The organism is Microbacterium sp., from assembly GCF_046295495.1.
In the GTDB taxonomy this organism is placed as follows: Bacteria; Actinomycetota; Actinomycetes; order Actinomycetales; family Microbacteriaceae; genus Microbacterium.
Genome location: NZ_JBKBNC010000002.1, coordinates 130,736 through 148,826 on the forward strand (window position 1 = coordinate 130,736; position 18,091 = coordinate 148,826).

Below are 18,091 nucleotides of genomic sequence, written 5' to 3' on the forward strand. Positions count from 1 at the left end.
GAAGGAGTCGTCGTGGGGGCCACGGTTTGAACCTACCGCGGGCCACCGACGTTGCCCCATCGTTTCGCGCGGCCTTGACAGGCGGCCCCGACTACTCGACGCGGAACAGCAGCATCGACGCGCCCGCCACCGGCACCACGTCGCCGGGGGAGCGGCGGGGCGCCTCGGCGCTCGGACTCTCATCGGCGCTGGACCAGAGCTCGACGTACGTCGAGAACTCGTCCTCGGCGGGCGCGGGAAGCGTGATCTCGACGTCCTCCTCGGTGCCGTGCACGACCAGGAGCACCCGGTTGAGCGCCTCGTGCTCGGGCGTCGAGGTCGCCAGGTACTGCAGGGTGCGGTGCGCCGGGTCGTTCCATCGATCGCTCGACATGGTCTCGCCGTGCTCGTCGAACCACTCCATCACGGACGCCGAGGGGATCCGCTCGCCCAGCCGCGCGAAGCGCTGAGGACGCAGCGCGGGGTTCTCTCGCCTCACCTGCAGCAGGCGCTTCGTGTGGGCGAAGAGATGCCGCTGCCACGGTGCGAGGTCCCACGACAGCCACGTGAGGGCCGAGTCGTGGCAGTACGCGTTGTTGTTGCCGCGCTGGGTGCGACCCATCTCGTCGCCCGCCGTGATCATGGGCACGCCGGCGGAGAGGAGGAGGGTGCCCATGAGGTTGCGCATGGCCTTGCGCCGCGTGGCCAGCACGCGTTCGTCGTCGGTGCGTCCCTCGGCCCCGTGGTTGAAGGAGCGGTTCGTATCGGCCCCGTCGCGGTTCTGCTCGCCGTTGCCGAGGTTGTGCTTGACGTCGTAGGAGACGAGGTCGCGCAGCGTGAAGCCGTCGTGCGCCGTGACGAAGTTGACGCTCGCGAGCGGCCCGCGCTCCTCGCTGAAGGTGTTCGACGAACCGGCGAGCCGGGTGGCGAAGCCTCCGACGCCGACGGGGGCGGTGTCGGCTCGGCGGGCGTAGTCGATGTCGCTGAGCCAGAAGTTGCGCACCCGGTCGCGGTAGCGGTCGTTCCACTCCAGCCACCCGGGGGCGAAGTTGCCCGTCTGCCACCCGCCCATCCCGACGTCCCAGGGCTCGGCGATGAGCTTCGTCCCGGCGAGCCGCTCGTCGTCGCGGATGGCCTGGAGCAGCGGGTGGTCGGGAGTGAAGGAGTGGTTCTCGTCGCGGCCGAGCGTGACGGCCAGGTCGAAGCGGAATCCGTCGATCTGCACCTCCTCCGCCCAGTACCGCAGCGAGTCCAGCACGAGCCGGGCCGCGGCATCCGTCGAGGTGTTCACCGCATTGCCGCACCCGGTCTCGTCGATGTAGGCGCCCTCGGCGGTCTGCCGGTAGTAGGAGCGGTTGTCGATCCCCCGCAGGCTCGTGCGTGGTCCGCCGATGCCCTCCTCGGCGGTGTGGTTGTAGACGACGTCGAGGAGCACCTCGAGGCCGGCTTCATGGAGGAGCTTCACCATGCCCTTGAATTCGCGCAGCACGGCGTCGGGGCCCTCCGTCCGGCTGGCCGCGGTGGCGTAGGGCGCGTGCGGGGTGAAGAAGTTGAGCGAGTTGTACCCCCAGTAGTTCGACAGGCCCAGCTGCAGCAGACGCGGCTCGGTGGCGAAAGCGTGTACCGGGAGCAGCTCGACGCTGGTCACACCCAGCGAGAGCAGGTGGTCGATCATCGCGGGGTGCGCCAGCCCGGCGTACGTGCCGTGCAGGGCGGGCGGGATGAAGGGATGCCGCTTGGTCAGGCCCTTGACGTGTCCCTCGTAGATCACGGTCCGGTCCATCGGCACGCGGGGCTTCGTCGAGGAGCCCCAGTCGAATGACCCGTCGACGACGACCGATCGCCAGTCTCCGAAGCTGCCCGACACGAGCCCCCGCGAGTAGGGCTCGATGAGAAGGGACTGCGGGTTGAAGGTGTGCCCGGGCCCGTGGGGGCCGCCCACGCGGATCGCGTACCGCGCGCCGGGGCGCAGCAGGGCGGTGGTGGCCTCGAACACCCCGCCGCCGACGGGGGTCATGGTGATGGTCTCGGTGGCCCAGTCCAGGTCGACGTCGTCGAACACCAGCACCTGCATGGCGTCGGCCGATCCCGACCAGACGCGGAGGGTGCCTCCGTCGGGACCGAGGCGCACCCCCAGGTCGTCGAGGGCGGCGCTGTGGAGGCCCGCGCGTGCGGGAAGGACAGTCTCGGGTCGGACCATGCGTCTTAGGGTAGTGAAGGCGGCTGTCGATCCCGGGAGGAACCAGTGCGGGTGTACCTCGATCACGCGGCGACCACGCCGTTGCGGCCGGAGGCGCGTGACGCGTGGCTCGCGGCCCACGAGGTGCTCGGAAACCCCTCGTCGATCCACGGCGCCGGCCAGGACGCGCGCCGTCTGCTCGAAGACGCGCGCGAGGGCCTCGCGGCCGTGCTGGGCTGCCAGCCCATCGAGGTCGTGTTCACCTCGGGTGGCACCGAGGCGGCGAACCTCGCCCTCAAGGGCTCGTGGTGGGCGCGCGCCGAGGGCACCGACGCCGTGGTCCTGCCCGACGGAGAGCACCACGCCACCCTCGACGTCGTGGGCTGGCTGACCTCGGCCGAGGGGGCGGCGGTGCGACCGGTGCCTCTCGACGCCGTCGGACGCATCGACCCCGCCGCCTTCGCGGCCGCCCTGCCCGCGTCCGCTCTCGCGACGGCCCTGGTGGCCAACAACGAGGTGGGGACGATCCAGGATGCCGCGGCCCTGGCCGAGGCGGCATCCGGGGCCGACGTTCCCCTGCACCTGGACGCGGTGTCGGCGCTCGGTCAGATCGCCGTGGACTTCTCCGCCTGGCGGGGCGCCGGTGCTGCGCCGTCCGGTCTGGTGTCGATGTCGGTGTCGGCGCACAAGGTCGGCGGCCCCGTGGGGGTGGGGGCGGCCGTGGTGTCGCGCCACGCGCGCCTGACGCCCCTGCTGCACGGCGGGGGGCAGCAGCGGGGCCTGCGCGCCGGGACCCAGGACATCGCGGGGGCGGCCGCCTTCGCCGCCGCCGCGCGCGCCGCCGAGGCGGAGCGCGACCGCGAGACCGAGCGGCTCGTCGCCCTGCGCGATCGCCTGGTCTCCGGCATCCTCTCCTCGATCCCGCGGGCGCGGCTGCTCGGCGATCCGTCCGACCGCCTGCCCGGCAACGCGCACGTGTTGTTCCCGGATGCCGCGGGCGAGACGCTGCTGTTCCTGCTCGACATGGAGGGGATCGCGGTCTCGACCGGGTCGGCGTGTCAGGCGGGTGTCGCGGAGCCCTCGCACGTGGTGCTCGCGCTGGGGCTCGACGACCGCGCGGCACGATCCGTCCTGCGCTTCACCCTCGGCCGCACCTCGACCCTCGACGACGTCGACGCCGTGCTCGCCCGCCTTCCCGGCGCATACGAGCGGGCCGTGGCATCCGGCGCCCGTTCAGCGGGCCGTTCGTAGACTGGGACCATGCGAGTTCTGGCGGCGATGAGCGGTGGCGTCGACTCCGCGGTGGCCGCGGCCCGCGCGGTGGAGGCCGGTCACGACGTGGTCGGCGTGCACCTCGCGCTGTCGCGGGCGGGCGGCACACTGCGCGCGGGAAGCCGCGGGTGCTGCACGATCGAGGACGCCATGGACGCCCGTCGCGCCGCCGACAAGCTCGGGATGCCCTTCTACGTCTGGGACTTCTCGGAGCGCTTCCGCGACGACGTGATCGACGACTTCGTGTCGGAGTACCGCGCCGGCCGCACCCCGAACCCGTGCATGCGGTGCAACGAGAAAATCAAGTTCGCCGCCCTCCTCGAGCGCGCCATCGAGCTCGGCTTCGACGCGGTGTGCACCGGGCACTACGCGACACTGGTCGACGGACCCGAGGGGCGAGAGCTGCACCGGGCCTCCGACAACGCCAAAGACCAGTCGTACGTGCTCGGCGTGCTGACCGCCGAGCAGCTGGCCCACACCTACTTCCCGCTGGGGTCGACGCCCTCGAAGGCCCTCGTGCGCGCCGAGGCCGAGCAGCGCGGGCTCGCGGTGGCGCAGAAGCCCGACAGCCACGACATCTGCTTCATCCCCGACGGCGACACCCGCGGCTGGCTCGCCGACAAGGTGGGCGCCGAACGCGGTGAGATCCTCGACCGATCGGGCGCGGTCGTCGGCACCCACGAGGGCGCGCATGCGTTCACCGTCGGGCAGCGGCGCGGCCTCCAGCTGGGCGTGCCCGCCGCCGACGGCAAGCCGCGGTTCGTGCTCGAGGTGCGACCCGTGAACAACACGGTGGTGGTGGGGCCGAAGGAGGCCCTCGCGTGCGCCGAGATCGCGGGCGAGCGCTTCACCTGGGCGGGGCGCGCCCCCTCGGCCGACCGCTTCGCGTGCCACGTGCAGATCCGTGCGCACGCGGATCCGGTCCCGGCGGAGGCGGTGCTCGCCGACGGCGTGCTCACCGTCCGGCCCGAGACACCCTTCGACGGCGTCGCGCCGGGGCAGACCGCCGTGCTGTACGACGGCACGCGCGTGCTGGGGCAGTTCACGATCGATCGCACGGTGTCGGCGGTCCCCGTCGACGCGTGAGGCGAAAGCCCCTCGCGGAGCAGCCCGGACAGCCTCGGGCGGGCGCGGCAAGGCCCACCGGTGATGTCGGAGGTCGTCCCTAAGCTGGAGCCGTGACCGAGCACGATCAGCTTCCCCATCTGACCCTCGACGAGGCGCGCACCGAAGCGGCCGACCTCACCCAGCGCATCGTCGACGCGCGCGAGGCCTACTACGGGCGGGATGCAGAGCTCGTCGACGACGCCACCTACGACGGGTGGATGCACCGCCTCGAGGCGATCGAACGCCTGCATCCCGAGCTGCAAGGGCAGGACAGCCCCACGCTCTCGGTCGGTGCGGCCGAAGCCACCGATCTCGCCACGATCGAGCACGCCGAGCGCATGCTCAGCCTCGACAACGTCTTCTCGCCCGACGAGCTGCGCGACTGGGCGGTCAAGACGCAGGCGGCGGCCGGGCGGCCGGTGCACTGGCTGAGCGAGCTCAAGATCGACGGACTGGCCCTGAACCTGCGCTACGAGAACGGGGTGCTCACCTCGGCGGCCACGCGTGGTGACGGTCGCGTCGGCGAGATCGTCACCGAGAACGCCCTCCGCGTGGCGGGCGTGCCGCGCCGTCTGTCGGGCGAGGGCCATCCGGCTCTCGTCGAGGTGCGTGGCGAGGTGTTCATCCCGGTCGCGAAGTTCGAGAACCTGAACCGCCTGCAGGGGGAGTTCCGCGACCGCGCGGTGGCCGAGTCTCGCGAGCGCGCCGCGGGCCGCAGGGGCGGCCGAGCTTTCGACGAAGAGAAGGCCGAGCAGGCGGCGGCACGACGATTCCCGGCCTTCGCCAACCCGCGCAATGCGGCGAGCGGCGGGCTGCGGCAGCAGATCGAGAAGAAGTCGGGCCTCGAGCTCGAAGCGGGTCTCGCGCGCATCGAGTCCCTCGCGCTCTACGTGCACGGCATCGGCGCGTGGCCCGAGCCGCCCGTGCAGGCGCAGAGCGAGGTCTACGACCTGCTGTCGTCGTGGGGCCTGCCGACCTCGCCGTACAGCAGCGTCGAGTCGTCGATCGACGGCGTCCTGGCGTTCGTCGCGCACCACGGCGAGCACCGGCACGACGTCGAGCACGAGATCGACGGTGTCGTGGTCAAGGTCGACGAACTGGCCCTGCACGACGAGCTCGGTGCGACCAGCCGCGCACCGCGGTGGGCCATCGCGTACAAGTACCCGCCCGAGCAGGTCAACACCACGCTGCTCGACATCGTGGTGTCGGTCGGGCGCACCGGTCGCGCCACCCCGTTCGCCGTGATGGAGCCCGCGCGGGTTGCCGGCAGCGTCGTGCGGCAGGCCACGCTGCACAACCAGGACGTCGTCAAGGTGAAGGGCGTGCTCATCGGCGACACGGTCGTGCTGCGCAAGGCGGGCGACGTCATCCCCGAGGTGCTCGGGCCCGTCGTCGAGCTTCGCGACGGCACCGAGCGGGCCTTCGTCATGCCCGCCGACTGCCCCGAGTGCGGCACGCCCCTCCGCCCCGCGAAAGAGGGCGACATCGATCTGCGGTGCCCGAATGCGCGGTCCTGCCCCGCGCAGGTGCGCGGACGTGTGGAGCACATCGGGTCTCGCGGCGCTCTCGACATCGAGGCGCTCGGCGAGGTGACCGCCGCCGCGCTCACGCAGCCCGAGGTTCCGGAACGCCCGCCGCTCGACACCGAGGCCGGCCTGTTCGAGCTCACGGTCGACGAGCTGGTCCCGATCGAGGTCATCGTGCGCGACTCCGAGACCGGGGAACGAAAGGTAGATGCCGACACCGGCGAGCCCGTGCGTCGCGCGCCGTTCCAGAAGCTCGGCCCGGCGTCCTACCCGCCGGGCACCGAGGCGCTCGACCCCGCCGAACGCCGGCGTCGCGCCATCCGCAAAGACTTCCGCGAGGTCCGCCCGTCCGAGCAGGCGACCAAGCTGATCGCCGAGCTCGAGAAGGCGAAGACGAAAGACCTCTGGCGTCTCCTCGTCTCTCTGAACATCCGCCACGTGGGTCCGGTGGCGGCACGCGCTCTCGCGCAGTGGTTCGGGTCGTTGGATGCCATCCGCGCGGCCTCGCGCGACGAACTCGCGGCGGTCGAGGGGGTCGGGGGGATCATCGCGGACGCGGTGATCGACTGGTTCGAGGTCGACTGGCACCGCGAGATCGTCGAACGCTGGCAGGCCGCCGGCGTGCGCTTCTCGATCCCCGGACACCCCGGACCCGGCGCCGCGGCCGCCGCGGGGGGAGTGCTCGCCGGACTCACGGTCGTCGCCACCGGATCGCTCGAGGGCTACACCCGCGAGGGCGCGCAGGAGGCCATCCTCGCCGCAGGCGGCAAGGCGGCCTCGAGCGTGTCCAAGAAGACGGACTTCGTGGCGGCCGGTCCCGGAGCCGGTTCGAAGCTGGCGAAGGCCGAAGACCTCGGGCTGCGGATCCTCGATGCCGCCCAGTTCCGCATCCTCGTCGAGCAGGGGCCGGCGGCGCTCGACGGTCCCGCGGCCGCGGCCGACCCGACCTCCTGACTGCGACGACGGAGGGCGGGGGCTCGCGCCCCCGCCCTCCGCTTCACCGTCACCCGAGGTGACGCGTGGTCATCCGCCTCAACCGGCGCAGGCCGTTCCGGCTTCGGTGAAGCTCTCCTGCAGGGCCGTCACCTGCTCGCTGATGCCGCTCGCCGTGCTGGGGTCGGCGATGACGCCCTCGAGGAACGTCACGTACTCGTTCAGCGACGCACTGGCGTTCTGAGCGGCGGGGGCGACCTCGGCGTTCGTGATCTGGGAGAAGTTGCTGTCGACCTTCGCCGCGAGGTCTTTGAAGCCCGCGAGAGCGGCCTGCGGGTCGGTCGTGTCGATCGAGCCGCTCGCTTCGGTCACGTCGGAGAACGACGACGTCACGATCTCGCACGCCTCCGCCTTCGACTGGTCGCCCGCGGGCGCCGACGACTCCTGGGTGGCGGCCTGCGAGGTGGCGCTGCTCTCGGCGGTAGGTGCCGCCGCGTTCGCGTCGCCCTCGGCCGACGACCCGCCGCCGGAGCAACCCGCGAGCAGAAGCAGTGCCGATGCGGCGACGAGTGCGAGCGGTGTGCGCTTAATGATCATGTGGTTGCCCCCCAGGGTCACGGGATGGGCCGTGGATCGGCCCGATTCCCCCACCGTAGTGACGCGACGCGAGCGTCGACCATTCGAGGGACACCCCTTGCATCCGGGGTGCGTTCTGTAGCAGGGCGGCGGGATGGGGTGGGGGTCGCTCGCCCGTCGCGAGGTCTCGTGCGGCCGTATGGCGGCATCCGCCCCTCAGTCGGCGAGCAGCTGCTCGCGCACCTGGCGCCGCAGCACCTTGCCGATGAGCGAGCGGGGGAGCTCGTCGACGATCACGATCCGCCGCGGCACCTTGTACGGCGTCAGGATGCCCCGCGCGAACGCGCGCACCGCCTCGACGTCGAGCTCGCCGGGGTCGACCGCGACGACCGCCGCCACGACCTCCTCGCCCGAGTGCTCGCTGGGCAGGCCCACCACGGCCACATCGGCGACGCCGGGGTGCTGACGCAGCACGTTCTCGACCTCGGTGGGCGCGACGTTGAAGCCGCCCGTGATGATGAGTTCCTTGATGCGGTCGACGATGCGGACGAAGCCGGCCTCGTCGATCGTCACGATGTCGCCGGTGCGGAACCACCCGTCGACGAACACCGCCTCGGTCTCCTCCGGTTTGCCGTAGTAACCGGAGAACACCTGCGGGCCCCGCACGAGCAGTTCACCGCGCTCGACATCGGTGCGCGGATCGTCGGGATCCACGACGCGGCACTCGGTGCCGGGCAGGGGGAGGCCCACGGTTCCGGCCACGCGGTCGTCGGCCACGGGGTTCGCCATCAGCACCGGGGAGCATTCGCTGAGCCCGTAGCCCTCGACGAGGTACCCGCCGGTGGCCTTCTCGAACGGTACGACGAGCTCGTGCGGAAGGGCCATGGCGCCCGAGATGGCGACGTCGGTGCCGGCGAGCGAGACGCCCTGCGTCTCGGCCGCGGCCAGCAGACGCTCGGCGATCGGGGGGACCAGCGGCAAGAACGTCGCGGGATGCTTCTTCGTGACCGCCAGCACGAGGTCGGGGTCGAATTTCGGGAAGAGCACGAGTCGGGCTCCCATCGACATCGCGAAGGTCAGGCACAACGTCAACCCGTAGGCGTGGAACATCGGGAGCACCGCGTAGACCACGCACCCCTCGCCCCGCACGATCTGCGGAACCCAGGCGCGGGCCTGAGCAGCGTTGGCCAGGAGGTTGGCGTGCGTGAGCATCGCTCCCTTGGGGGCACCGGTGGTGCCGCTGGTGTACTGGATGATCGCGAGGTCGCCGGCGGCGGGGCGCGGGTGGGATGCCGGGAGGGGCGCGTGCCGCGCGAGGTCGTCCCACGGGAGGGCGCCGGTGGTCGTGGCGTGCAGCGCCGTCCGGCTTTCCCTGGCCTTCGCGACGGGGAGACGCAGCGCCAGGCGGGTCGTCCACGGCATCGCGCGCGTGACGTCGACGGAGACGAGCGTGTCCAGGCGCAGGTCGGCCGGGAACTCCTGCACGGTCGCGACGACCTTGCTCCAGACGATCGCGTGCTTCGCCCCGTGATCCTCGAACTGCTTGCGCAGTTCGCGGGCGGTGTAGAGCGGATTGTGCTCGACCACAACGGCGCCCAGGCGCAGCACCGCGTAGAACGCGACGATGTGCTGGGGGCAGTTCGGCAGCACGATCGCCACCGGGTCACCGGCCCGCACCCCCTGCGCGGCGAGCGCGGCGGCCGCGCGGGCGATCTGCTCCGACAGTTCGGCGTAGGTCGTCTCGCGGCCGAAGAACTGCAGGGCGGGGGCGTCGGGGTAGTCGCGCGTCGAGGCGTCGACGATGTCGACGAGCGATCCGCTCTGGGGCCCCAGGTCTTCGGGCACCCCCGCGGCGTAGCTCGAGGTCCAGGGGCGCGGCGGATCGAAGATCGTCACCCCGCCAGCCTAGGACGCGCGAGGCGGTGCGGGCGAGAGTCATGCGGAACGTGGCGCGAGGCTGCGCGAACTAGGATCGAGGGGTGTCTGAAATCACTCCTGATCTCGTGCGCCATCTCGGTGTGCTCGCCCGGATCCAGTTGAGCGACGACGAAGTCCAGAGCCTGACCGGCCAGCTGGATGCCATCGTCGACAACATCGCGAAGGTGTCCGAGGTGGCGACGCCCGACGTCGCGGCCACGAGCCACCCGATCCCCCTGCGCAACGTCTTCCGTCCCGATGTGGTGGGCGACACGCTCACGCGCGACCAAGCGCTGCAGAACGCCCCCGACCAGGCCGACGGCCGGTTCCGGGTGACCGCGATCCTGGGGGAGGAACAGTGAGCGATCTCACGCGCCTGACCGCGGCCGACCTGGCCGCCAAGCTCGCCTCCGCCGAGGTGTCCAGCGTCGAGGCGACGCAGGCCCACCTCGATCGCATCGCCGCCGTCGACGGCGACGTGCACGCCTTCCTGCACGTCAGCGACCACGCCCTCGAGGTCGCGGCCGACATCGACCGCCGCCGCGCGGCGGGGGAGCAGCTCCACGAGCTCGCCGGCGTGCCTCTCGCCGTCAAGGACGTGCTCGTCACGACCGACATGCCCTCCACGAGCGGATCGAAGATCCTCGAGGGCTACATGTCGCCCTACGACGCCACGGTCGTCGCGCGCTCGCGCGCCGCCGGTCTCGTGCCGCTCGGTAAGACGAACATGGACGAGTTCGCCATGGGCTCCTCCACCGAGTTCTCCGCCTACGGCCCCACCCGCAACCCCTGGGACCTCGACCGCATCCCCGGCGGTTCCGGCGGCGGATCGGCCGCGGCCGTCGCCGCCTTCGAGGCGCCCCTGGCGCTCGGTTCCGACACCGGCGGCTCGATCCGTCAGCCCGCGCACGTCACCGGCACCGTGGGCGTCAAGCCCACGTACGGCGGTGTCAGCCGCTACGGCGCGATCGCCCTGGCATCCAGCCTCGACCAGGTCGGTCCGGTCACCCGCACCGTGCTCGACGCCGGTCTGCTGCACGACGTCATCGGCGGGCACGACGCGAACGACTCGACGTCGCTCTCCGACGCGTGGCCGTCGTTCGCCGCCGCCGCGCGCGAGGGCGCCACCGGCGAGGTGCTCAAGGGCCTCAAGGTCGGCGTCATCCGGGAGCTCGACGACCGCGGCTTCCAGAAGGGCGTGTCGGACTCGTTCCGCGCGTCGCTGGCGGCCATGCAGGCGCAGGGCGCCGAGATCGTCGAGATCAGCGCCCCGCACTTCGAGTACGGCGTCGCCGCGTACTACCTGATCCTCCCGGCCGAGGCGTCCAGCAACCTGGCCAAGTTCGACTCCGTGCGCTTCGGCCTGCGCGTGACGCCGCAGGGCACGCCCACCGTCGAGAACGTCATGGCCGCGACGCGCGACGCCGGCTTCGGCCCCGAGGTCAAGCGCCGCATCATCCTGGGCACCTACGCGCTGTCGGCGGGCTACTACGACGCGTACTACGGCAGTGCCCAGAAGGTGCGCACGCTCATCCAGCAGGACTTCGACGCCGCCTTCGCCTCGGTCGACGTGATCGCGACGCCCTCGGCGCCCACCACCGCGTTCCGCCTCGGCGAGAAGATCGACGATCCACTGCAGATGTACCTCAACGACGTGACCACGATCCCCGCGAACCTCGCGGGAGTGCCGGGTATCTCTATCCCCAGCGGCCTCGCCGCGGAAGACGGCCTGCCGGTCGGCATCCAGTTCCTCGCCCCCGCCCGCGAAGACGCCCGTCTGTACCGCGTCGGCGCGGCCCTCGAGGCCGTTCTGGTGGACCAGTGGGGCGGACCGCTGCTCGACAGAGCCCCCTCTCTCACGAACGGAGCGTCGCGCTGATGGCGAAAGATGCACTGATGGACTTCGACGAGGCGCTCGAGATGTTCGAGCCGGTCCTCGGTTTCGAGGTGCACGTCGAGCTCAACACCGCGACCAAGATGTTCTCGGCCGCCCCCAACCCGGCGAACGAGGCGAACCACGCGGCGGCCCCCAACACGCTGGTCGCTCCCGTCGACATGGGTCTGCCGGGTGCCCTGCCGGTCGTGAACGCCGAGGCGATCCGCTCCTCGATCAGCCTGGGCCTCGCCCTCGGCTGCTCGATCGCGCCCTCGAGCCGCTTCGCGCGGAAGAACTACTTCTATCCCGACCTCGGCAAGAACTACCAGATCTCGCAGTACGACGAGCCGATCGCGTTCGAGGGCTCGGTCGACGTCGAGCTCGAGGACGGCACGATCGTCACCGTGCCGATCGAGCGCGCGCACATGGAAGAAGATGCCGGCAAGCTCACGCACATGGGTGGTGCGACCGGTCGCATCCAGGGCGCGGAGTACTCGCTCGTCGACTACAACCGCGCCGGTGTGCCGCTGGTCGAGATCGTCACGAAGCCCATCTTCGGCGCGGAGCACTCCGCCCCCGCCCTGGCGAAGGCGTACGTCGCGACGATCCGCGACATCGTCCGCGCCCTGGGCATCTCCGAGGCGAAGCTCGAGCGCGGCAACCTCCGCTGCGACGCGAACGTGTCGCTGCGCCCCCGCGGCCAGGAGAAGCTCGGCACGCGCACCGAGACGAAGAACGTCAACTCGATGCGTTCGGTCGAGCGCGCCGTGCGCTACGAGATCCAGCGTCAGGCCGCGATCCTGGCCACGGGCGGAACCATCACGCAGGAGACGCGTCACTGGCACGAGGACACCGGGCGCACCTCTCCCGGGCGCCCGAAGTCGGATGCCGACGACTACCGCTACTTCCCCGAGCCCGACCTGCTTCCCGTCGTGCCCGCCCCGGAGCTGATCGAGGAGCTGCGCGCCGCTCTGCCCGAGCCGCCGGCCGCGCGCCGTCGCCGGCTGAAGGCCGAGTGGGGCTTCACCGACCTGGAGTTCCAGGACGTGGCCAACGGCGGCCTGCTCGACGCGGTCGCCGAGACCATCGCCGCGGGCGCCGCGCCCGCCTCGGCGCGCAAGTGGTGGACGGGTGAGATCACCCGCGTCGCCAACGCGCAGGATCGCGACCCCGCCGACCTCGTGTCGGCGGCGCACGTCGCCGCGCTGCAGCAGCTCGTCGACGCCGGCACCCTCACCGACAAACTCGCGCGCCAGGTGCTCGAGGGCGTCATCGCCGGGGAGGGCACCCCGCAGGAGGTCGTCGACGCGCGCGGTCTCGCGGTCGTCTCCGACGACGGCGCACTCATCGCGGCGATCGACGACGCCCTCGCGGCGCAGCCCGACGTGCTCGCGAAGATCCGCGACGGCAAGGTCCAGGCCGCGGGAGCCGTCATCGGCGCGGTCATGAAGGCCATGAAGGGCCAGGCCGACGCCGCGCGCGTGCGCGAGCTCGTCCTGGAGCGCGCCGCCGCCCAGTAGCAGGCCCCGGATGCCACGGCACCGCCGTCCGAGAGGGCGCGGGCCGTGGCATCCGTCGTCTCATCCACCGGTCGCGGGAGGCCGGTTCGTCGCTTGGGCGCGACGCCGGCCGCCTGCGGAGGGTCGGCGATGCGCGCAGGCTCCGCAGCGTGGCGCGATCACGAGCTGATGACGCGCGCATCGCTGAGGTCGTGACCGGCTCGGCGTCGTGTGGCGCTCGGCGCCCCTCGTCCGTACCCGGGCCGCCCGGCATCGCGCTCGGCCCGGCCCGATGTCGGAGGTCCGGGAGAGAATGGATGCCATGGGACGGGGTGATGGAACAGGGCGCATCGTCTCGCGCCCCGACGCCGACGACACCGGCACCGGCATCCTCCACGTCGACATGGACGCGTTCTTCGCCTCGGTCGCCGTGCTGGACGATCCCTCGCTCGCGGGCAAGCCGCTCCTCATCGGGGGGTCCGAGGGCCGCGGAGTCGTCTCGAGCGCCTCGTACGAGGCGCGACGCTACGGGGTCAAGTCCGCCATGCCGGTCTCGATCGCGCTGCGCCTGTGCCCCACGGCGATCGTGGTGAACCCGCCGTACCACCGCTACACCGAGATGTCGCGGCAGGTGATGGCGATCTTCCACGACGTGACGCCCCTGGTCGAACCGCTCTCGATCGATGAAGCGTTCCTCGACGTGCGGGGTGCCCGTCGCCTGTGGGGGAGCCCGGGCACGATCGCGCGCGACCTGCGGGAGCGGGTCAAGGCCGAGACGGGTCTCACCTGCAGCATCGGCGTCGCGGCGACCAAACACGTCGCGAAGATGGCGTCCACCATCTCCAAGCCCGACGGGCTGTTGGTCGTGGCGGCCGCCGACACCGAGGCATTCCTGCGCCCCCGGTCGGTGCGCGCGCTGTGGGGCGTCGGACCGAAGGCGGCCGAGGCACTCGAGTCGCGCGGCATCCGGCTCATCTCCGACATCCTCGACACTCCGCGCCACGCGCTCGATCAGGTGCTCGGGGCGGCGATGGGGGAGCGCATCTGGCACCTGTCGCGGGGCATCGACGCGCGCGAGGTGCACACCGGTCGTTCGGAGAAGAGCGTCGGACACGAAGAGACGTTCCACACCGACATCTCCGACACGCGCACGCTGCACGTCGAGCTGCGCCGTCTCGCCGACCGGGTCGGCGCGCGGCTGCGCGCGCAGCAGTACGAAGCGTCGACGATCTCGATCAAGGTGCGTTTCTCCGACTTCACGACGCTGAGCCGCTCGCGCACCCTGACCGAACCCACGTCGGTCGGCCAGCGCATCGGCGACGCGGCGATCGAGCTGTTCGACACGATCGACCGCCGGCAGGCCGTGCGACTCGTGGGCGTGCGCGGCGAGAAGCTCAAGCCCGCCGCGATGGCCGCGACCCTCTGGGACGACGACGCCGAGTGGCGCCGCGTCGAGGGCGCCCGCGACCGCGCCCCGGCCCCGTGAGGGCGGGGCGCGGTCACTCGACGGGCGCTGCTCGGTCCCGCCCGCGGCGGGGGTGCGCTGCCGACCAACCCTCGCCCGTCTTACGACCACTGACACGCTCGACCCCGCCGCGCAACACCCCTTCGACGCGGGCGGGGAGGCCGCTACGGTGGGCTCATGCCCAACATCGCATTGGAACTCGGCAAGCAGGCCACCAGCTTCGGCGTCACCTCCGCCTACGGCGAGCAGCAGGACGTCGACGGAGTGCGCATCGTCCCCGTCGCCCTCACCTGGGCCGGCTACGGCGGCGGCTCCGACGAGCAGGGCAACGGCGGCGGGGGAGGCGGGGGCTACACGCTGCCGCTCGGCGCCTACATCCGCCGTGGCGACGACCTCCGCTTCGACCCGAACCTCGTGTCGCTGCTCGCGGTCGGCATCCCGTTCGTGTGGGTGGCCGGTCGCGCCCTCAGCCGTGTCATCCGCGCTCTCAAGAAGTAACGCGGACCCGATCGACGACGCCCTCACCGCGGCCGTGGCCGCGGTGTCGGCGCGGATCCTGTCGGTCGGCGCAGCGAACCCCGCGGTCGTCATCGACGGCCGCAGCGGCGCGGGGAAGAGTTCGCTCGCGCGCAGGCTCGTGGCGGCGTGGCCCGGACCGGGCCGCGTGCAGCTCGTCGCGCTCGACGACGTCTACCCGGGGTGGGACGGTCTCGCCGACGGCGTCTCGTACGCTCGCGACGCCATCCTCCTCCCGCATGCTCGCGGGTTGCTCGGCGTCTGGGAGCGCTGGGACTGGGATGCCGGCGCGCGCGCCGAAGCCTCCGCGGTCGATCCGTCTCTGCCCCTCGTCGTGGAGGGGGCGGGGCTCCTCACTCCCGAGGTCGCTCGTCTCGCCGACGTGTCGGTGTGGGTCGAGGCGCCGTCAGCATCGCGTCGGTCGCGCGCGCTCGCGCGCGACGGTGAGACGTACCGGCCCCACTGGGAGCGCTGGGCCCGGCAGGAGGACGCCCACATCGAGGCGCACAGCCCGGCCGAGCGCGCCGACCTGCGGATTCGGATCCCCTGACGCGGCACGACTTCGCCCCACGGGTGGCGACCGGCGCGTGCGGTGAAGTCCGGAGCGCCGAGGCGCGGGGGCGAGGCTCCGGCCGCGAGCCGGCCCCGCAGCTCAGCGGCGGTCGAGGGCCGTGACCAACCCGTCGAGTCGGTAGCCGAGCCAGTCGTAGACCCCGAAGCGCGGGTCGTCGGGCTGATGGTCGTCGTCGTTCTGGATGCCGAGCCTCGTGGCCAGCACGAGCCGAACCGCCGAGAGGGTGCGCATCCAGGCGAGGGCCTCGCTCTCGCCCAGGGCCACCGCGATCGTGGCATCCGGGTCGCCCTCGGGCGTCAGTTCGCCGCCGTCGTGACCGAGGGTCTGCAGGACGGTCTCGGCGTCCTGCGATCGACGTTCGATGAGGTCTCCTCCGGTGAGCCGCCGGAACTCGCGGCTCGCCGCCTCGTCTTCGGGGTAGGCGTCGGGCGTCAACCGCGTCACGGCCGGGTCGTCGCCCGCGCGCGAGTCGGCGAGCAGATCGCGGAACTGGCCGACGATCCCGGCGAGGTGCAGAGCCTCGAGGCCGCTGATCTCGAGGACGACGATGCGCTCGCTCATGAGGGATCCTTCCGCACGGTCGCCCAGAGGCCGAAGTCGTGCATCGCCTGCGTGTGGGCTTCCATCACCTCTCGCGGTCCGCGCGCGACGACGGCATGGCCGTCGTGGTGCACGGCGAGCATGAGGCGGTGGGCGGTGGCGGAGTCGTAGCCGAAGTATGAGCGGAACACGTGCGTGACGTAGCTCATGAGGTTGACGGGATCGTTCCACACCACGGTCTGCCAGGTCGCGGGCGACTGTGGCGAGACCTCCTGATCGAGGTCGACGTCGATGTCGGGTGCGGCCAGCGCCATCACGCCCACCCGAGGTCGTGCAGACGTTCGTCGTCGATGCCGTAGAAGTGGGCGATCTCGTGCACGAGGGTGGTGTGGATCTCCTCGCGCAACTCGTCCTCGTCGGTGCAGGTCGCGAGATGCGGTTCCCGGTAGAGGATGATGCGGTCGGGCAGTTCGCCGACGCCGTAGCGGTCGCGCTCGGTGAGGGCCCAGCCGTCGTACAGGCCGAGCAGGTCGAGCGAGCCGTCCTCGGGGCGGTCCTCGACGACGAAGACGACGTTGTCGAGGCCGTCGACCATGTCGTCGGGGAGGCGGTCGAGCTCATCGACCACGAGGAGCTCGAACGATTCCGCGTCCATCGTCATCGTTCCGCTCGCCGTCGTGTCGCCGGCCGGGGCGCTGCCGCCCGGGGCGCCCTCGACGGTCGCGCCGTCCGCCGCCGGTCCGCGCCACGACGACCCGTCCGTCGGCTCGAACGTCGTCGCCGGCGGGCGCGTGACGACGTGATCGTCCACGGCGGCCTCCCGGGGGTCGGAGCGAGCTGAGGAGCGGGCGCGTCGCCGTCCTCCGTCTGCGATTCTACGGGCGTGGCGGCCCCGGCATCCGGGAAACGCAGAAGCCCGGCGAGACGAACTCGCCGGGCTTCTGATGATGCGTGGGGTGGCTAACGGGACTTGAACCCGCGGCCCCCGCGACCACAACGCGGTGCTCTACCAACTGAGCTATAGCCACCATGTGTCTCAAGAAGACAACTGAAAGATTATGTCACACGTCGAGAGCGAACGACGACACGGCCGACGCCGAGACGGCCTTCGCCTCGTCGCTCGTGGGACCAGGCTGCGGCACGAACACGGCGGCGCGGTAGTAGGCGAGCTCTCGGACCGACTCGCGGATGTCGGCGAGCGCGCGATGGCCGCCGTTCTTCGCGGGCGCTTGGAAGTAGGCACGGGGATACCAGCGGCGCGACAGTTCCTTGATGCTGGACACGTCGACGTTGCGGTAGTGCAGCCAGCGGTCGACGCGGGGCATGAACTTCGCGAGGAACATGCGGTCGGTGCCGATGGTGTTGCCGGCGAGGGGCGCCTTGCCCTCGACCGGCGCGAACCGCTGGATGTACTCGAGCGCCTGGAACTCGGCATCCGCGAGGCTGACGCCGTTCGGGATCTCGTCGAGCAGTCCGGACGATCGGTGCATCTCGGTGACGAAGTCGCCCATGTTCGCGAGGGCGGAGTCGTCGGGCTTGATGACGATCTGGAAGCCCGGATCGAGCACGTTCAGCTCGAAATCGGTGACGACGACGGCGATCTCGACGAGCTCGTCGACCGCGAGGTCGAGGCCGGTCATCTCGCAGTCGATCCAGACGAGCCGGTCGTTCTCGGAGGCGTTTACCATCCCGCCATCCTACTGAGGGGTTCCGACACCGGGTCTGGTCCCCCAGACACGATTCGAACGTGTGACCGGCGGATTAGAAGGCCGCTGCTCTATCCACTGAGCTACTGGGGGTCGGCCAACAGGATATCGGGCATCGTCCCCACGGCGCACCAGCCCCTGGCGCACGCGGCCGGAGCGGGCGTACTCTCCCGCCAACGAGAGCAAAGGAGCACTCATGTCGGAAACCGCGACGCGACGCCTCTGGGTGGCCTATGGCCCGATCGGCGTCGTCGGCACGATCCAGAAGGATGCCGAGGGCTACAGCGTCCATATGGCGGGCAAGGACGAGCGGCTCGGCGTTTACCCGTCGATGGAGATCGCCAAGAACGCCCTGCACTCGCATCTGAAGCCGGGAAGCGACCGCCCGCAGTTCCGGGAGCACTGAGGGCGGCGCCCGCCGCGCGG

At 71.5% G+C, this 18,091-nt stretch carries 16 protein-coding genes, 2 tRNA genes and 1 pseudogene; 10 read left to right on the top strand and 9 right to left on the bottom strand.

Features of this window, described 5'->3' with window-relative positions; genetic code table 11:
* Positions 1 to 91: 91 nt before the first annotated feature.
* Complete coding sequence (glgX, locus tag ACK4LS_RS01655) at positions 92 to 2,179, bottom strand: glycogen debranching protein GlgX (protein WP_409712440.1); 2,088 nt, start codon at positions 2,177 to 2,179, stop codon at positions 92 to 94.
* A 45-nt stretch (positions 2,180 to 2,224) separates the two neighbouring features.
* Here glgX and ACK4LS_RS01660 point away from each other — a divergent pair, with 45 nt between their 5' ends.
* From ACK4LS_RS01660 to ligA, 3 genes are all read left to right on the top strand, one after another.
* Complete coding sequence (locus ACK4LS_RS01660) at positions 2,225 to 3,409, top strand: cysteine desulfurase family protein (protein WP_409712442.1); 1,185 nt, start codon at positions 2,225 to 2,227, stop codon at positions 3,407 to 3,409.
* A 9-nt stretch (positions 3,410 to 3,418) separates the two neighbouring features.
* Positions 3,419 to 4,516: a tRNA 2-thiouridine(34) synthase MnmA gene (gene mnmA / locus ACK4LS_RS01665; RefSeq protein WP_409712444.1), complete on the top strand. Its 1,098-nt coding sequence runs from the start codon at positions 3,419 to 3,421 to the stop codon at positions 4,514 to 4,516.
* A 92-nt stretch (positions 4,517 to 4,608) separates the two neighbouring features.
* On the top strand, positions 4,609 to 7,017 hold the full coding sequence (gene ligA / locus ACK4LS_RS01670; protein WP_409712446.1) for an NAD-dependent DNA ligase LigA: 2,409 nt from the start codon (positions 4,609 to 4,611) through the stop codon (positions 7,015 to 7,017).
* Positions 7,018 to 7,095: 78 nt separating this feature from the next.
* On the opposite strand, the gene ACK4LS_RS01675 is transcribed toward ligA, so the two are convergent.
* Together ACK4LS_RS01675 and ACK4LS_RS01680 are read right to left on the bottom strand one after the other, a co-directional pair.
* Complete coding sequence (locus tag ACK4LS_RS01675) at positions 7,096 to 7,593, bottom strand: hypothetical protein (protein WP_409712448.1); 498 nt, start codon at positions 7,591 to 7,593, stop codon at positions 7,096 to 7,098.
* Positions 7,594 to 7,788: 195 nt separating this feature from the next.
* Positions 7,789 to 9,468, bottom strand: coding sequence for a long-chain-fatty-acid--CoA ligase (locus tag ACK4LS_RS01680; RefSeq protein ID WP_409712450.1), 1,680 nt, complete (start codon positions 9,466 to 9,468; stop codon positions 7,789 to 7,791).
* Positions 9,469 to 9,551: 83 nt separating this feature from the next.
* On the opposite strand from ACK4LS_RS01680, the gene gatC reads away from it, so the two are divergent.
* The 6 genes and pseudogenes from gatC (at position 9,552) to ACK4LS_RS01710 (ending at position 15,395) form a co-directional block, all read left to right on the top strand.
* The gene (gene gatC / locus ACK4LS_RS01685; protein WP_409712452.1) at positions 9,552 to 9,851 is read left to right on the top strand and encodes an Asp-tRNA(Asn)/Glu-tRNA(Gln) amidotransferase subunit GatC; all 300 of its coding nucleotides are present in this window, start codon (positions 9,552 to 9,554) and stop codon (positions 9,849 to 9,851) included.
* On the top strand, positions 9,848 to 11,368 hold the full coding sequence (gatA, locus tag ACK4LS_RS01690; RefSeq protein WP_409712454.1) for an Asp-tRNA(Asn)/Glu-tRNA(Gln) amidotransferase subunit GatA: 1,521 nt from the start codon (positions 9,848 to 9,850) through the stop codon (positions 11,366 to 11,368). Before gatC ends, gatA begins: the two co-directional genes overlap by 4 nt.
* On the top strand, positions 11,368 to 12,885 hold the full coding sequence (gatB, locus tag ACK4LS_RS01695; RefSeq protein WP_409712456.1) for an Asp-tRNA(Asn)/Glu-tRNA(Gln) amidotransferase subunit GatB: 1,518 nt from the start codon (positions 11,368 to 11,370) through the stop codon (positions 12,883 to 12,885). Before gatA ends, gatB begins: the two co-directional genes overlap by 1 nt.
* Positions 12,886 to 13,186: 301 nt before the next feature.
* Positions 13,187 to 14,443 (top strand): annotated as a pseudogene (gene dinB / locus ACK4LS_RS01700) (DNA polymerase IV).
* Positions 14,444 to 14,506: 63 nt separating this feature from the next.
* Positions 14,507 to 14,827 carry a hypothetical protein gene (locus tag ACK4LS_RS01705; protein ID WP_076675934.1) on the top strand — a complete coding sequence of 107 codons (321 nt, stop codon included), beginning with the start codon at positions 14,507 to 14,509 and terminating at the stop codon, positions 14,825 to 14,827.
* Positions 14,802 to 15,395, top strand: a complete 594-nt coding sequence (locus ACK4LS_RS01710) for a hypothetical protein (RefSeq protein ID WP_409712458.1) — start codon at positions 14,802 to 14,804, stop codon at positions 15,393 to 15,395. The genes ACK4LS_RS01705 and ACK4LS_RS01710 overlap by 26 nt, the downstream gene beginning before the upstream one ends.
* A 102-nt stretch (positions 15,396 to 15,497) precedes the next feature.
* Here ACK4LS_RS01710 and ACK4LS_RS01715 read toward each other — a convergent pair whose 3' ends face one another.
* The 6 genes from ACK4LS_RS01715 to ACK4LS_RS01740 form a co-directional block, all read right to left on the bottom strand.
* Positions 15,498 to 15,980, bottom strand: a complete 483-nt coding sequence (locus ACK4LS_RS01715) for a DUF2017 family protein (protein WP_409712460.1) — start codon at positions 15,978 to 15,980, stop codon at positions 15,498 to 15,500.
* A complete protein-coding gene (gene clpS, locus ACK4LS_RS01720; protein ID WP_409712462.1) occupies positions 15,977 to 16,282 on the bottom strand; it encodes an ATP-dependent Clp protease adapter ClpS in 306 nt (101 codons plus the stop codon). The genes ACK4LS_RS01715 and clpS overlap by 4 nt, the downstream gene beginning before the upstream one ends.
* Complete coding sequence (locus ACK4LS_RS01725) at positions 16,273 to 16,620, bottom strand: metallopeptidase family protein (RefSeq protein ID WP_409712553.1); 348 nt, start codon at positions 16,618 to 16,620, stop codon at positions 16,273 to 16,275. The genes clpS and ACK4LS_RS01725 overlap by 10 nt, the downstream gene beginning before the upstream one ends.
* A gap of 291 nt (positions 16,621 to 16,911) precedes the next feature.
* Positions 16,912 to 16,987, bottom strand: a tRNA-His gene (locus ACK4LS_RS01730).
* A gap of 33 nt (positions 16,988 to 17,020) precedes the next feature.
* On the bottom strand, positions 17,021 to 17,647 hold the full coding sequence (gene orn, locus ACK4LS_RS01735) for an oligoribonuclease (protein WP_409712464.1): 627 nt from the start codon (positions 17,645 to 17,647) through the stop codon (positions 17,021 to 17,023).
* A 35-nt stretch (positions 17,648 to 17,682) separates the two neighbouring features.
* Positions 17,683 to 17,758 (bottom strand) — tRNA-Arg (locus ACK4LS_RS01740).
* Between the two features lie 103 nt (positions 17,759 to 17,861).
* On the opposite strand from ACK4LS_RS01740, the gene ACK4LS_RS01745 reads away from it, so the two are divergent.
* Positions 17,862 to 18,071: a methyltransferase gene (locus ACK4LS_RS01745; protein ID WP_409712466.1), complete on the top strand. Its 210-nt coding sequence runs from the start codon at positions 17,862 to 17,864 to the stop codon at positions 18,069 to 18,071.
* Positions 18,072 to 18,091 lie beyond the last annotated feature (20 nt).